We start from the raw sequence: 14,533 nt of genomic DNA, 5'->3' as shown, positions 1-14,533 counted from the left end.
ATCAGCTGTCACCGGTAGAGTTTGAAAAGCGTTACGCAGCGAGCCTGGAGAGTGTCTAGGAAACCTGGGGCGATTCAACCAGCCGCGTTCATCTTCGTAAACGTCCGGCTCGATGATCACCACGCCAGGCAATGTTGATGGCATAAATTTCATGCACCGCTCCCCTCAGATAACAGCTTGCCCAGGTATTGTCCGTAACCGGTTTTTTTAAATCTTTCGGCCTGCTCAGCCAACACCTGAGAGGTTATCCAGCCATTGTTGAATGCAATTTCTTCCAGGCAAGCAACCTTCAATCCCTGGCGCTTCTCAATGGTATGGACAAAATGACTCGCCTCCAGCAGTGATTCATGGGTCCCAGTGTCAAGCCAGGCAAACCCGCGCCCCAATATTTCAACGCTCAGTTCTTTCTGTTCTAGATATGCCTGGTTGACATCGGTAATCTCAAGCTCGCCCCTTGCCGAAGGTTTGATCTTCTTGATCTTGCCCAGCAACCGTGGACACAGTTTCAAGCACTCATCCGGGCCTCGTAGGCTTGCGGGCTGATGTGCCCCAGCGTGCTATGTCGCCGCTGGCGGTTATAGTCGGTTTCGATGTATTCAAACACGGTTTCACGCATCTGGGCGCGGCTCATGAAGCGCTCGCCATGGATGCATTCGACCTTCAGGCTGTGGAAGAAGCTCTCCGCACACGCATTATCGTAGCAGTTGCCTTTCGCGCTCATACTGCATCGCAGCTGATGAGCGCGGATTAGACCCTGATAAGCCGTTGAGCAGTACTGACTGCCGCGGTCGCTGTGTACGATCACTCCCTTTGGCTGCTTTCGCCGCCACAGCGCCATGTGCAGAGCATCGCAGGCCAGGTCAGCCGTCATGCGTTCGCTCATGGCCCAGCCGACCACCATGCGCGAGTACAGATCAATGATTACGGCGAGATACAGCCAGCCCTCGTCCGTGTGCAGGTAGGTGATGTCGCCCACCCATTTCTGATTGGGTGCTGATGCTGTGAAGTCTTGCTTGAGCAGGTTCTCTGCCACCGGGAGCGAGTGTCGGGAGTTGGTTGTGGCCTTGAACTTCTTGGCCGCCTTGGCGCGTAAGCCTTGTCGCTGCATCGAGGCTGCAACCGTCTTGCGATTACAGCGCAGCCCGGCTTCCCACAGGTCATGGCACAGCCGCGGGGCGCCACTGCGGCCCTTACGGGCGTTATACGCTTGCGCGACCCGCTGATCCAGCTCGGCCCGTTGCTGGTGGCGTGTGGATGGCTCGCGTGAGCACCAGGCGTAGAAACCACTGCGGGCGACACCCAGAACACGGCACATGGCTTTCACCGGAAACGCTGGGGCATGTGTCCTCATGAAGGCGTACTTCACTTGAGGCTCTTCGCAAAGTACGCCGCGGCCTTTTTTACGATGGCCAGTTCTTCGGCTTGCTCGGCCAGGAGCCGCTTGAGGCGGGCGTTTTCGTCGGCCAGTGACTGTTCGCGCTCACTGCTGCTCAGGGTCTGCTGCTGCTTACTGCGCCAGCCATAGAGCTGAGACGCATGAAGACCAAGCTGTTCGGCCGCTTTACTAACGCCAATTCGCTCGGCCAGCGCCAACGCTTCATTCTTGAAGGCTTGGGAGTGACGGGTACGGTTCTGTTTCATCGGGGTAGCGGTTCTTGCCATGGTTCACCTCGTTGCAGTTTATCGCTTAACGGGGTGTCCACTCGTGCTGGGCAAGATCATCTTCGCTATCTCAACAATCTGGTTGTCGTAGAAATACAGCCCGGTCACTGCATAGTTCGATTTGGGTTTAGGCGGTTTCTCCTCGATGCTAAGCGCCTGGCCAGAGCTGTCAAACTCCACGACGCCAAAACGCTCGGGGTCACTGACGTGATAACCAAAAACTGTAGCACCTACCGTCTTTGACATTGCTGAGCGCAAGTTGTCCGAGAAGTGCTGTCCATAGAAAATATTGTCACCCAGAATCAGGCAGACCGGATCTTGACCAATAAAGGCCTCACCAATAATAAAGGCTTGTGCCAGTCCGTCGGGACTAGGTTGTTCGGCATAACTGAGCTCAATACCATAATGACTGCCATTACCTAGCAATTTTTCAAAACTTGGCAGATCTTCCGGAGTAGAAATAATCAGAATTTCCTGTATCCCCGCCAGCATCAAAACAGACAGCGGGTAAAAGATCATCGGCTTGTCGTAGATCGGCAGCATCTGTTTAGAGACTCCCAGCGTGAGCGGATGCAGGCGCGTACCCGAGCCACCAGCAAGAATGATGCCTTTACGCTTGATCGAGATCATGTTTCAAGCACTTCCTTAATTATTCGAATGCACCACTCGCAGCGCTGGCCGGTGATGAGATAAATTTTAGTTTTAAAAAAGTACGCTACCGCCCCAGGACTCTTCGTCGATTTCCTGAGAACGGTTGTAAGACTATTGATAGCCCCGGCTTTAGTCTGCGTTTATTCAACGATTGGCGATACTCGCCAAAGGCAGGCTGATCTGTTGCTGACGATTCATCAAGTTAATAAGCAGGATGACCCGCTCTTCGCCGTCCATTGTCATGAAAATGGACTCAACACCTGCGAAACCTTGATCAAGGATGGTGACTTTATCGCCAGGGTTAAATTTGGCGATAATATGAGTACTCGCGCGACTCTGCAGCTGCATAATCAGCTCGTGACCGACTGCCAGCGGCCGACCACCAAAGGCCACCACGCGAGCTACGCCACGGGTGGAGCGTAGAGGAGCCCAGTTGGCACCTTCAGGCATATGTATAAACAAGTAGCCAGGAAACAGCGATTCCTCAGCGTAGTGCATCTGGCCACGCAGGGTTCGCTCACGCCTGCATGTGGGCCGTGAACACCCATAACCCTGGCGTATAAGGTTTTCTTCTGCACGCTCGTCCTGTCTGGGCTTGCATTGCACCAGATACCACTCGCCGGTTGTGGCCACTGTCGATTCCTGAGCTGCTGCGGTGCTGATCATGGGCATGGATAATTCATTTAGTAAGTTCTTCCGTGTTTTACCATCGTACAGTGCATGTGCCAATAACAGGGTGGCCTTCAGCTCGCCGGGATGAATGCCTCAACGAATCTGTTTTGAGTTTGATACAGGTTTGACAATTTCACTTCCACCACCCGTTCCGCCACTATTTCGCCATACCCCAAGCATATTTCTCGGCCCAATGCTTCATACCTGAAACAAAGCCGAGCAAACCATGCTGATCGGCATGGGAAAATTGCCACCCAAGATGCTGATGCCTGCGCGAATGATACAGCGCTTGCCCTCCAATTCAACATAACCGCTTGGGTGCCCGTACTTTTGTATCTGGTCTGCGTCTGCAGAGTGTCATTCTTTACTTATGCAGAACCACTGATGAGCAGGCATCTCGGTGATGTGCTGCTTCAGCCGTCTCAGACAAGGATCAATGTGTGCCGACTCTCTGCTCAATTCCAGGCGCAATTAGCCTTAAAGCACCAACGCCAATAATTTCGGCGTGGGAGCATCACTGCACACAATCGGATCCTTGAGACCTGCCGCCAAAAAATTATGGAATGCATCCGACATGATCAGCTTGGACATGGGTAAGCATCAGCACTTTGATACCGGCAAGTACAAAGTTTTCGCGGATGCAATGCACCGATGACACCGCTGACAGTGCGCTCATTGCCCTGAAACAGACCGCCGTCGATTAACAGATTACTCAGGGTGCCCATCTGCAACTGATGGTGCGAACCCATGACGCCGTTGACGGCGCCATGTTGAAACATGAGCTGATAAGGTACAGGTTGCTCTCAGTACAGCTCCATGAAGAAGCAATAAATCCATCAACTAGTGGCTAGCAATGTGTCAGTCCAGCCCCCTATCAGCGCAGATCCTTTTGTAAAAGGTTACCAGCACCCGTCGTTTCAGTCGGATCTCTTCGGCTTTGCACCGAGAGAGGCTGCTGAAGCCCGTCACGACGCTGAGCTACAAAGTACTTGGCGATAACGATCAAGATGCCAAACAGAGCGCCCAGCACCAACCCCAACAAGGTAATCAAGGCTTTTTTCGGCTTGATTGGAGCCACGGGTTCCAGAGCCTTGCGGTCAATGGATACCAGCTTCAAATTAGTAAAATCGAGATTGCTAACCCCACCCAAACGGACAATTTCTGCACGCAGTGGCTCGACACCACTTAAAAAGAGGTCTTCATTTTGACGCAGCTTAAGAACTTCGACTTCACGGTTGCTTTGCAACAACAACAGTTCACGAGCGATCTGGGCGATACGGTTTTCGGTAAAATCGTCGTTACTACGATTCTTCAAAGCAGCACGCTCTGCCTCTAGCGCCTCTACACCAAGAAAGTACAAGGGGATCTGTTGATTGTTTATTTCGGTGCGCATAAGACTGGAATCAGCCGGTCGCGCAGAATCGCCCAAAGCGGAGGGGGTTGTAGGCTTTTGTATACCCAGCGCCTTGGCAATGCCAATGGCCTCACTCAACTGGGCCATACGATCCATGCGTCCAGTCTTGAGCTGTTGACGCAAAGCCTTGAGTTCGTCCTGCAATTGCGCGCGCTTGAGATTATCCGTCTCGAGCAAGGTAGCAATCCGCGCCTGCTTTTCGGTCTCATAGTTGGAGCGAGCAGCGTCGATCTTACCCTTGAGCTCGGTTAAACGATTATTGACGATAACCTTCAGATCGGCGGAAATTTGATCACGCTCAGCTGTAATGGCGTGATCCACAAATCCGTTAAGAATTTGAACACCGTCCACACCCTTGGGGTAGTTCAGCTCCAAGCCTATGGAAACATTAAGCGAATCAGCTTTTGTTGGATCAGGCAGAATCAGCTTCAGCGAGTCACGATTGAAATCTTCAAAACTCTGTTCCAAGGTCCGGCCCGGACGCTTGAATTGGCTGAACAGAGCCTGATTAGCTTTGAAAAAGCTCAGGCGCGTCTCATAGGACTCAAGTGATGAACCGACTTTTAACAAAGCTTCTTTAGGCGGCAAGGTGTAAACACCCGAACGATTGAGGGCATCCAGTTCGTTGATCGCGGCAGGCCGCAAGATGCTGCTCACCTGGTACTCAGGCGTCACGAAATAGGCATAACCCAATGCTGCAATGCCACAAAGCGCGCTCGTTGCAATGATGATGGATTTTTTGTTCCAGACCGCCTGAAATAAAGTGAACAGGTCCACTTCAAACGACGGATTTCCAGCGGGGATACGGGATTTGCTATTCACAACCGGGGCCTGCCTTCTAAAAGAAACTGCGGGCTCGTTATGCAGGAATTCTTACATACGCTTAACTGGCTTTTATTGTTTTAATCATCAGGCTTGAGCATCAATGCGCACCTGATAAAGCATAAAAATCACTGGCAATCGAGAGCAGCCCGCATTTTGCCAGCATTCCAGAACATTTCAATATAAGAGTGGCACAATGATGTTATTTCCGGCTCAACGGAATGTTTGAGGCTTAAACCATTCTTTAAATACCAACTATCCAGACATTCCTTTCCCTGCCTAATGCGCCATCCATGGTGCAAATGGGATCCAGACGCGCCTAAATTGCTGGCTTGGCTTGCACCATCAGCTCGAGCTTCAGCTTGCGGGCTTTGCGACTGTAGGCTAACCAACCCAGAACAGGGCCGATAGCCATACCTAGCAGCAGTGCGCAGATGATCAACAACGACCCAGGTAATTCGGGTGTGCGCCAGCCCAAAAACACCAATGCTACAGGCTGTTGATTTTCCAGGATAAAAATAAGCACCCCAAAAATGACAATCAGCCCAAATACCACTGACGCAGCACGCTTAAAGGTACGCATCGGCAACTCCTGTTCCCTGAAGGTTAAATGTCGTCTTCCTCATCCTCGTTCACCCGGTCTCGCAGCTCTTTGCCCGGTTTGAAATGAGGCACAAATTTTCCATCCAGGCTGACCGACTGGCCTGTCTTGGGGTTGCGGCCTACACGAGGGGCGCGGTAATGCAGGGAGAAGCTGCCAAAACCACGGATTTCAATACGATCCCCGGTCGCGAGGCATTGAGACATTTGTTCAAGCATGGTCTTGATGGCCAACTCCACATCCTTGGATGAGAGTAGCCCTTGATGGGTGACAATTCGTTCGATCAACTCCGACTTCGTCATATTTTTCCCTTCTTTTTCAAGCAGCTAGATCAGCGCTCCCAAGGTTTTAGCATGATCGAATGAATTTGAACAGCCCAGGGATTGACTTATCTTTACAACCCGCATAAGCACTGTAAAAAATTGATTCCACCACCCACCATCATAGCCATCAGGCCCAAACAGCCCATGATCGATCACAGGCCGCACAACGACAGCACTCACCCTGCCCCACAGCCAGCTCCCTGACGTGCAGCAAACCGACCTACACAAGATCTTGCCAAGCACCATCACAAATCGCAGGCACAAAAAAGGGCGACCTAAGTCGCCCTTTTTCTATGGTCAATCAGAACTTAGTTCTGTTTTTCCATTTGTGCACGCAGCAGGTCGCCCAAAGTGGTCGGACCAGCAGCAATGTCAGAGGTAGCTGGCTTGTCGCGCAGGCTCTGGATTGCTTCTTTCTCTTCAGCATCATCTTTCGACTTGATGGAGAGTTGGATTACGCGGCTCTTGCGATCAACGCTGATGATCTTGGCTTCTACTTCTTCGCCTTCTTTCAGAACGTTGCGCGCGTCTTCAACGCGGTCACGGCTGATTTCGGAGGCTTTCAGAGTCGCTTCGATATCGTTGGCCAGAGTGATGATGGCGCCTTTAGCGTCAACTTCTTTCACGATGCCCTTAACGATTGCGCCTTTGTCGTTCTCTTGTACGTACTCGGAGAACGGATCGCTTTCCAGCTGCTTGATACCCAGGGAGATGCGCTCGCGCTCTGGATCAACAGACAGGATAACGGTGTCCAGCTCGTCGCCCTTCTTGAAACGACGTACGGCTTCTTCGCCAACTTCGTTCCAGGAGATGTCGGACAGGTGAACCAGGCCGTCGATGCCGCCGTCCAGACCAATGAAGATACCGAAATCGGTGATCGACTTGATGGTGCCGGAGATTTTATCGCCCTTGTTGAACTGGCCAGAGAAATCTTCCCATGGGTTAGATTTGCACTGCTTGATGCCCAGGGAGATACGACGACGCTCTTCGTCGATGTCCAGAACCATAACTTCCACTTCGTCGCCGACTTGTACGACTTTCGAAGGGTGGATGTTTTTGTTGGTCCAGTCCATTTCCGAAACGTGTACCAGACCTTCAACGCCTTCTTCCAGCTCTGCGAAGCAGCCGTAGTCAGTCAGGTTGGTTACACGAGCGGTAACGCGAGTGCTTTCTGGGTAACGGGCTTTGATAGCAACCCATGGATCTTCGCCCAGTTGCTTCAGGCCCAGGGAAACACGATTGCGTTCGCGATCATATTTCAGAACCTTGACATCGATCTCGTCGCCAACGTTGACGATTTCGGAAGGATGCTTGATACGCTTCCAAGCCATGTCAGTGATGTGCAGCAGGCCATCAACGCCACCCAGATCGACGAATGCGCCGTAATCGGTGAGGTTTTTGACGATACCTTTAACTTGCTGACCTTCTTGCAGCGATTCCAGCAGAGCTTCACGCTCGGCGGAGTTCTCTGCTTCCAGCACGCTGCGACGCGAAACAACTACGTTGTTGCGCTTCTGGTCCAGCTTGATGACCTTGAATTCCAGCTCTTTGCCTTCCAGGTGCGTAGTATCGCGCACTGGACGAACGTCAACCAGAGAACCTGGCAGGAACGCACGGATGCCGTTAACGTCGACAGTGAAGCCGCCTTTAACCTTACCGTTGATAACGCCCTTGACCACTTCTTCTGCTGCGAAGGCTGCTTCCAGAACGATCCAGCATTCAGCGCGCTTGGCTTTTTCACGGGACAGTTTGGTTTCGCCAAAGCCGTCTTCGACCGCGTCCAGCGCAACGTGAACTTCATCACCGATGTTGATGTTCAGTTCGCCAGCGTCGTTGTGGAACTGCTCCAGCGGGATGAGGCCTTCCGACTTCAAACCAGCGTGAACGGTAACCCAACCAGCTTGGTAATCGATATCAACGATGATAGCGGTGATGATCGAGCCAGCCTGAAGATTCAGGGTTTTTAGGCTTTCTTCAAAGAGTTCTGCAAAGCTTTCGCTCATTTTAATTCCTGTTGTTCAAGGGCGAAGGAATACGCCCATCAGCCACATTCCAGACAATGTGGGTTACGTTCATATAAAAGAAGGCATGCAGGACTATTTCTGGTCTCCTGCACGCTTTCTTGGTCATCCAGCGATATCGCGAAGTGCGATTTCGCTCATGATGCGTTCCAGCACCTGCTCGATGGACAACTCCGTGGAGTCCAGCTGTATGGCATCAGCCGCCGGCTTGAGCGGGGCTATTGCACGCTGTGTGTCACGCTCGTCGCGGGCACGAATCTCATCTAGCAGACCCGAGAGACTAACATCATCGCCCTTGGCCTTCAACTGCAAGTAACGGCGGCGGGCCCGTTCCTCGGCGCTGGCGGTCAGAAAAACCTTCAATGGCGCGTCAGGAAAGACCACCGTACCCATGTCCCGACCATCTGCAACCAGCCCCGGGAACTCAAGGAAAGCACGCTGACGCTGCAGCAACGCATCGCGAACAGCCGGCAAAGCCGCGACTTTCGAGGCTCCGGCCGCTACGGTCTCGCTGCGGATGGCGTGAGTCACGTCATCACCTTCCAGAATGATCCGCGCCGGCTTACCGTCCGTCGCGCCGATGAACTGCACATCAAGATGCGCAGCCAGTTTTTCCAGCAACGCCTCGTTATCCAGGGCCACACCATGGTTACCTGCGGCAAACGCCAGCAGGCGGTACAGAGCACCGGAGTCGAGCAAATTCCACCCCAGGCGCTTGGCCAGGATGCCAGCAACCGTGCCTTTACCTGAACCGCTTGGGCCGTCGATGGTGATAACCGGTGCCGAAACCATCACGAGTTTGCCTCTTGAGCAACACGCATGCCCACTTGCTTGCACAGAGCAAGGAAGTTGGGGAAAGAAGTCGCCACGTTGGCGCAATCATGGATACGGATGGGTGCGGTTGCGCGCAACGAAGCCACACTGAAGGCCATTGCAATACGGTGATCGCCATGACCATGAACCTCACCACCGCCAATAGTGCCACCATCAATGATGATGCCATCCGGTGTCGGCTCGCACTTCACGCCCAGGGTCAGCAAGCCATCTGCCATTACCTGGATCCGGTCGGACTCCTTGACCCGCAGCTCTTCAGCACCCCGAAGGATCGTACGACCCTCAGCCACGGCCGCGGCCACAAAGAGTACCGGGAACTCGTCGATCGCCAGCGGTACCAGCTCTTCCGGAATCTCGATACCCTTGAGTTTAGCAGCCCGTACGCGCAGGTCCGCCACCGGCTCGCCGCCCACTTCGCGTTGATTTTCCAGGGTGATATCCGCCCCCATCAGACGCAAGATGTCGATAACGCCAGTACGGGTCGGGTTGATGCCCACATGTTCAAGCAGCAGGTCAGAGCCTTCTGCGATCGAAGCGGCAACCAGGAAGAACGCCGACGAGGAAATATCCCCCGGCACTTCGATATGGGTCGCCGTCAGCTTGTGGCCCGACTCAACCGAAGCAGTAGGACCATTAACAGTTACCGGGTATCCGAAGCCTTGCAGCATGCGCTCGGTATGGTCACGAGTCGGTGCCGGCTCGGTCACCGAGGTCTTGCCTTCTGCATACAGGCCCGCCAGCAACAGGCAGGATTTAACCTGGGCACTGGCCATCGGCAAGGTGTAATCCATGCCCTTGAGCGCATGACCACCACGAATGGTCATCGGCGGGCGACCTTCGGCAGCGGTCTCAATCACGGCACCCATTTCACGCAATGGATTGGCCACACGGTTCATCGGGCGCTTGGTCAGGGACGCATCGCCGGTCAGGGTGGTGTCGAAGCTCTGTGCAGCCAGCAGGCCGGACAACAGGCGCATCGAAGTACCCGAGTTGCCCAGGTAGATCGGGCCAGGTGGCGCTTTCAGACCGTGCAGGCCAACGCCATGAATGGTCACGCGACCATGATGCGGCCCCTCAATCACCACGCCCATGTCACGGAACGCCTGCAGCGTCGCCAGGGCGTCTTCACCCTCAAGGAAACCTTCCACTTCGGTCGTACCTTCAGCCAGCGAGCCGAGCATGATCGAGCGGTGGGAAATAGATTTGTCGCCTGGTACGCGAATTCGGCCAGTTACTTGACCACCAGGATTTGCCAAAAAAATCAGATCGTTGGAATTCATAGCGTCCACATATGCCCGGCGGGCCAGGATTTTACTGAAATGCTCGCGGGCAACCCGGGCGCGAGTGAAAACGCCCAGCAATTGATGCCCATCCCCTGCATCGACCGCGTCGCGCAAAGCGTCGAGATCACTGCGAAATGTATCCAATGTGCGCAGCACTGCCTCGCGATTAGCGAGAAAAATGTCATGCCACATTACCGGGTCGCTGCCGGCGATTCTTGTGAAATCACGGAAGCCACCCGCTGCGTAACGGAAGATGTCCAGATTCTCGTTGCGCTTGGCAAGAGAGTCCACCAGCCCGAAAGCCAGCAAATGAGGTAAATGGCTGGTTGCAGCCAGTACCTCGTCATGTCGCTCGACCTGCATATGCTCGACGTCTGCCCCCAGGGCGCGCCACATCGCATCAACCAGAGCCAGCGCATCGGCATCGGTCTGAGCCACAGGCGTCAAAATCACCTTGTGCCTCTCAAACAGACTGGCATTCGAAGCTTCTACACCACTCTGTTCAGACCCGGCAATCGGATGGCCAGGTACAAAGCGCGCAGGCATGCCACCAAAGGCTTGTGCCGCTGCCCGCACAACATTGCCTTTGGCACTGCCCACATCGGTAAGCACCGCGTTACCCAGATCCATGCCCGCCAGAAGGCCGAGCATTTTTTCCATGGCCAGAATCGGCACGGCCAACTGAATCACATCTGCGCCCACGCAAGCAGCGGCCAGATTTGCTTCACAGCGATCGACCACTCCCAGCTCAACGGCCAGAACACAGGATTCGGGATCGAGATCAACACCGACCACTTCGTCGCACAGACCGCTCTCACGCATGCCCTTGGCGAAAGACCCGCCAATCAGACCCAACCCGACAACGACCAGCCGCCCTATTACAGGCCTTACAGATTGCACAGACATTACATCAACCACGAGCAAGAACCTTGGACAGCGCTTCAAGCAGGCGAGTGTTTTCCGCCGGCAAACCAATAGTGATACGCAGATGGTCAGGCATTCCGTAGTTGGCCACCGGACGCACTATGACACCTTCACGCAACAGCCCCTGATAGACGGGAGCCGCTACCTGACCGAGATCCAGCGCGATAAAATTGCCGCGCGACGGGATCCAGCCCAGGCCCAACTCACGAAAACCGTCCTGTAACTGCTGCATGCCGGCCTCGTTCAGGCGGCGGCTTTGCTCCAGGTAATCGCTGTCTTTAAGCGCCGCGCAAGCCGCAGCCAGCGCCAGACTGTTGACGTTGAATGGCTGGCGAACGCGGTTCAGCACATCGGCCACCACCGCCGTTGACAACCCATAACCCACCCGCAACGCGGCCAGGCCATAGGCCTTGGAGAACGTGCGGGAAACCAGCAGGTTGGGATACCCCGACAAAAACTCCAGACCATCGGGCAGATCACCGCCCTCTGCGTACTCGATATAAGCTTCGTCCAGCACCACAAGCACGTGTTCGGGCACGTCCTGCAAAAACTCGTTCAGCGCATCGACGCCAAACCAGGTACCGGTCGGGTTGTTCGGGTTGGCAATAAAGACCACCCGGGTATCACTGTCGATGGCAGCCAGCATGGCAGGCAGGTCATGCCCCCAGTCCTTGGCCGGCACAACGCGGGCCTGGGCACCTACCGCCTGGGTCACAATCGGATACACGGCAAATGCATGCTCACTGAACACGGCATTTAGCCCCGGCGCCAGGTAGGCACGCGCCACCAGCTCCAGAATATCGTTAGAACCGTTGCCCAGTGTTACCTGGTCAAGCTGTACGCCACACTGCTCAGCCAACAGGCTTTTCAGGGCAAAGCCATTGCCATCCGGGTAGCGCGTCAATTCGGCCAGCTCGGCACGAATGGCTTCCAGCGCCTTGGGGCTCGCACCCAAAGGATTTTCGTTGCTGGCCAGCTTGACGATCGTGGCCGGATCCAGATCCAGTTCACGCGCCAGCTCATCCACAGGTTTACCCGGGACATAAGGCGAAAGTTGTTGTACGCCCGGCTGTGCCAGGGCGAGGAAATCACCGCTCATGTTTTATCGCCTCAGAGAACCGCTTTCGGGTAGGAACCCAATACTTTAAGCGCTACGGCTTCTTGACTGATCTGCTCCAGGACACTTTTGACCAAGGGGTCGCGGTGATGACCAGCAAAGTCGATGAAAAACACATAGGTCCATTTACCGCTACGCGAAGGACGCGTCTCAATACGCGTCAGATCGATCCCGTTCTCATGGAACGGCACCAGCAGCTCATGCAGGGCGCCAGGACGGTTGCTCATGGACACAATGATCGACGTCTTGTCATCGCCAGTGGGTGGCACTTCCTGACTGCCAATCATCAAGAACCGCGTGGAGTTGTCCGGGCGGTCTTCAATTTTTTCGGCCAGTCGGGTCAAGCCGTACAGGCCAGCAGCCATATCACCGGCAATGGCAGCGGAGTTCCACTCACCTTTGACCCGTTTGGCCGCTTCGGCATTGCTCGACACCGCAATACGTTCGACATTCGGGTAGTGTGCATCCAGCCATTTGCGGCACTGAGCCAGCGACTGGGCGTGGGAGTAAATGCGGCTGATACTGTCCGTTTTGGTGTTTTCGCCGACCAGCAGGTGATGGTGGATGCGCAGCTCTACTTCACCGCAGATCACCATGTCATGCTCAAGGAAGCTGTCGAGAGTGTGGTTGACTGCGCCTTCTGTGGAGTTTTCCACTGGCACCACGCCAAAATTCACTGCACCGGCAGCCACTTCGCGGAATACTTCGTCAATGGCAGCCATCGGCTTGCTGATCACGGCATGCCCAAAGTGCTTCATGGCCGCAGCCTGGGTAAAGGTACCCTCGGGGCCGAGATAAGCCACTTTCAGCGGCTGCTCCAGCGCCAGGCACGAGGACATGATTTCGCGGAACAACCGCGCCATCTCTTCGTTGCCCAACGGACCTTTATTGCGCTCCATAACGCGCTTGAGCACCTGAGCCTCACGCTCAGGCCGGTAAAATACCGGCACTTCACCCTCAGCCAGGGAAGCCATCTTGACCCGCGCCACTTCCTGGGCACAACGCGCCCGCTCGCTGATAAGCTCAAGGACTTTTTCGTCCAGACTGTCGATACGCAGGCGCAGCGCCTTGAGTTCTTGCTCGGACATTAGCCGTGTTCCTTTTCGAACTCTGCCATGTAAGCCACCAGCGCGTTAACCGCGTTGATATCCACAGCGTTATAGATCGATGCGCGCATGCCACCAACGGAGCGGTGCCCCTTGAGGTTCAGCAGCCCGCGTGCTTCAGCGCCTGCCAGGAATGGCTTGTCGAGGCGATCGTCCGCCAGACGGAACGGGACGTTCATCCACGAGCGATCAGAAAGGTTGATCGGGTTGCTGTACAGGCCACTGGCGTCGATAAAGTCGTACAAGGTACGTTTTTTCACTTCATTGAGCTTGCCGATTGCCTCGACACCGCCCTGCTCCTTGAGCCATTCGAATACCAGACCTGACAGGTACCAGGCCAGGGTCGGTGGCGTGTTGTACATCGAGCCGTTGTCAGCCGCGACCTTGTAATCGAGCATGGTCGGGCAGATCGAACGCGCACGACCCAGCAGATCTTCGCGAATGATATTGACCACGATGCCACTTGGGCCGATGTTTTTCTGGGCACCCGCGTAGATCATGCCAAAACGGGACACATCAACCGGGCGCGACAGAATATCCGAAGACATGTCAGCGACCAATGGCACATCGCCAGTCTCAGGGATCCAGTTGAATTCCAGACCGCCGATGGTTTCGTTTGGCGCGTAATGAACGTAGGCCGCGTCTTTCGACAGATTCCACTCATTCTGACCAGGAATCGCGAAGTAATCGTAAGGTTTGGCGGTTGCTGCCACGTTGACGTGACCGAAACGCGACGCCTCTTCAATGGCCTTCTGCGACCAGATACCGGTATCGATGTAATCCGCCTTGCCATTTTCAGGCAACAGATTCAGCGGGATCTGGGCAAACTGTTGGCTGGCACCGCCTTGCAGAAACAGGACTTTGTAGTTCGAGGGAATAGACAGCAGGTCACGCAGATCCTGCTCAGCCTTGGTCGCAATGGACACGAACTCATCGCTGCGATGGCTCATTTCCATGACCGAGAGGCCCTTGCCATGCCAGTCGAGCAACTCGGACTGGGCACGCAACAGAACAGCTTCAGGTAGCGCAGCAGGACCTGCGCAGAAGTTATAGGCTCGTTTGCTCACTTCCACTCTCACTCTGATTTGGTGGTCACGCAATAA

At 54.6% G+C, this 14,533-nt stretch carries 11 protein-coding genes and 2 pseudogenes; all 13 read right to left on the bottom strand.

Going from position 1 to position 14,533, the window contains the following annotated elements; all coding sequences use genetic code 11:
- Positions 1-149: 149 nt before the first annotated feature.
- Positions 150-476 (bottom strand): annotated as a pseudogene (locus tag GHN92_RS14620) (sugar phosphate nucleotidyltransferase); the annotation flags it as partial.
- A gap of 29 nt (positions 477-505) precedes the next feature.
- Positions 506-1,662, bottom strand: a protein-coding gene (locus GHN92_RS14615; RefSeq protein ID WP_088500313.1) for an IS3-like element ISPa20 family transposase whose coding sequence is annotated in 2 segments (ribosomal slippage) — positions 506-1,404 and positions 1,404-1,662 — 1,158 coding nt in all. Because the reading frame shifts where the segments join, the coding sequence is not laid out codon by codon here.
- 36 nt (positions 1,663-1,698) lie between these two features.
- Positions 1,699-2,292 (bottom strand): annotated as a pseudogene (locus GHN92_RS14610) (sugar nucleotidyltransferase); the annotation flags it as partial.
- A 165-nt stretch (positions 2,293-2,457) separates the two neighbouring features.
- Positions 2,458-2,979, bottom strand: coding sequence for a transcription/translation regulatory transformer protein RfaH (gene rfaH / locus GHN92_RS14605; RefSeq protein WP_372239749.1), 522 nt, complete (start codon positions 2,977-2,979; stop codon positions 2,458-2,460).
- Positions 2,980-3,859: 880 nt separating this feature from the next.
- Entirely contained in the window at positions 3,860-5,221 is a 1,362-nt protein-coding gene (locus tag GHN92_RS14600) for a Wzz/FepE/Etk N-terminal domain-containing protein (protein ID WP_254925262.1), read from the bottom strand.
- Positions 5,222-5,540: 319 nt separating this feature from the next.
- A complete protein-coding gene (locus tag GHN92_RS14595) occupies positions 5,541-5,804 on the bottom strand; it encodes a lipopolysaccharide assembly protein LapA domain-containing protein (RefSeq protein ID WP_095019026.1) in 264 nt (87 codons plus the stop codon).
- A 23-nt stretch (positions 5,805-5,827) separates the two neighbouring features.
- Positions 5,828-6,124, bottom strand: a complete 297-nt coding sequence (gene ihfB / locus GHN92_RS14590) for an integration host factor subunit beta (protein WP_003447108.1) — start codon at positions 6,122-6,124, stop codon at positions 5,828-5,830.
- Positions 6,125-6,453: 329 nt separating this feature from the next.
- Complete coding sequence (gene rpsA, locus GHN92_RS14585; protein WP_016780248.1) at positions 6,454-8,148, bottom strand: 30S ribosomal protein S1; 1,695 nt, start codon at positions 8,146-8,148, stop codon at positions 6,454-6,456.
- Positions 8,149-8,271: 123 nt separating this feature from the next.
- Positions 8,272-8,958, bottom strand: a complete 687-nt coding sequence (gene cmk / locus GHN92_RS14580; protein WP_083369851.1) for a (d)CMP kinase — start codon at positions 8,956-8,958, stop codon at positions 8,272-8,274.
- Positions 8,958-11,189 (bottom strand): bifunctional prephenate dehydrogenase/3-phosphoshikimate 1-carboxyvinyltransferase, encoded by a 2,232-nt coding sequence (locus tag GHN92_RS14575; protein WP_095002825.1) that lies wholly within the window; start codon positions 11,187-11,189, stop codon positions 8,958-8,960. The genes cmk and GHN92_RS14575 overlap by 1 nt, the downstream gene beginning before the upstream one ends.
- Before the next feature lie 4 nt (positions 11,190-11,193).
- Positions 11,194-12,306, bottom strand: a complete 1,113-nt coding sequence (hisC, locus tag GHN92_RS14570) for a histidinol-phosphate transaminase (RefSeq protein ID WP_095002805.1) — start codon at positions 12,304-12,306, stop codon at positions 11,194-11,196.
- An 11-nt stretch (positions 12,307-12,317) separates the two neighbouring features.
- Positions 12,318-13,412 carry a prephenate dehydratase gene (gene pheA / locus GHN92_RS14565; protein WP_016780245.1) on the bottom strand — a complete coding sequence of 365 codons (1,095 nt, stop codon included), beginning with the start codon at positions 13,410-13,412 and terminating at the stop codon, positions 12,318-12,320.
- Positions 13,412-14,497, bottom strand: coding sequence for a 3-phosphoserine/phosphohydroxythreonine transaminase (gene serC / locus GHN92_RS14560; protein WP_095002826.1), 1,086 nt, complete (start codon positions 14,495-14,497; stop codon positions 13,412-13,414). Before serC ends, pheA begins: the two co-directional genes overlap by 1 nt.
- Positions 14,498-14,533: the final 36 nt, after the last annotated feature.

The organism is Pseudomonas sp. FSL R10-2964 (genome assembly GCF_009600035.1).
GTDB classification, from domain to species: Bacteria; Pseudomonadota; Gammaproteobacteria; order Pseudomonadales; family Pseudomonadaceae; genus Aquipseudomonas; species Aquipseudomonas bubulae.
Note: the sequence above shows the minus strand (reverse complement) of the source record. Positions and strands in the feature narration are given on the sequence as shown.

Bases quoted from the DNA above. Each gene is read 5' to 3' on its own strand.
- GHN92_RS14595 (WP_095019026.1), bottom strand. From the start codon at position 5,804: ATGCGTACCTTTAAGCGTGCTGCGTCAGTGGTATTTGGGCTGATTGTC.
- rpsA (WP_016780248.1), bottom strand. From the start codon at position 8,148: ATGAGCGAAAGCTTTGCAGAACTCTTTGAAGAAAGCCTAAAAACCCTG.
- rfaH (WP_372239749.1), bottom strand. From the start codon at position 2,979: ATGATCAGCACCGCAGCAGCTCAGGAATCGACAGTGGCCACAACCGGC.
- ihfB (WP_003447108.1), bottom strand. From the start codon at position 6,124: ATGACGAAGTCGGAGTTGATCGAACGAATTGTCACCCATCAAGGGCTA.
- cmk (WP_083369851.1), bottom strand. From the start codon at position 8,958: ATGGTTTCGGCACCGGTTATCACCATCGACGGCCCAAGCGGTTCAGGT.
- pheA (WP_016780245.1), bottom strand. From the start codon at position 13,412: ATGTCCGAGCAAGAACTCAAGGCGCTGCGCCTGCGTATCGACAGTCTG.
- hisC (WP_095002805.1), bottom strand. From the start codon at position 12,306: ATGAGCGGTGATTTCCTCGCCCTGGCACAGCCGGGCGTACAACAACTT.
- GHN92_RS14575 (WP_095002825.1), bottom strand. From the start codon at position 11,189: ATGTCTGTGCAATCTGTAAGGCCTGTAATAGGGCGGCTGGTCGTTGTC.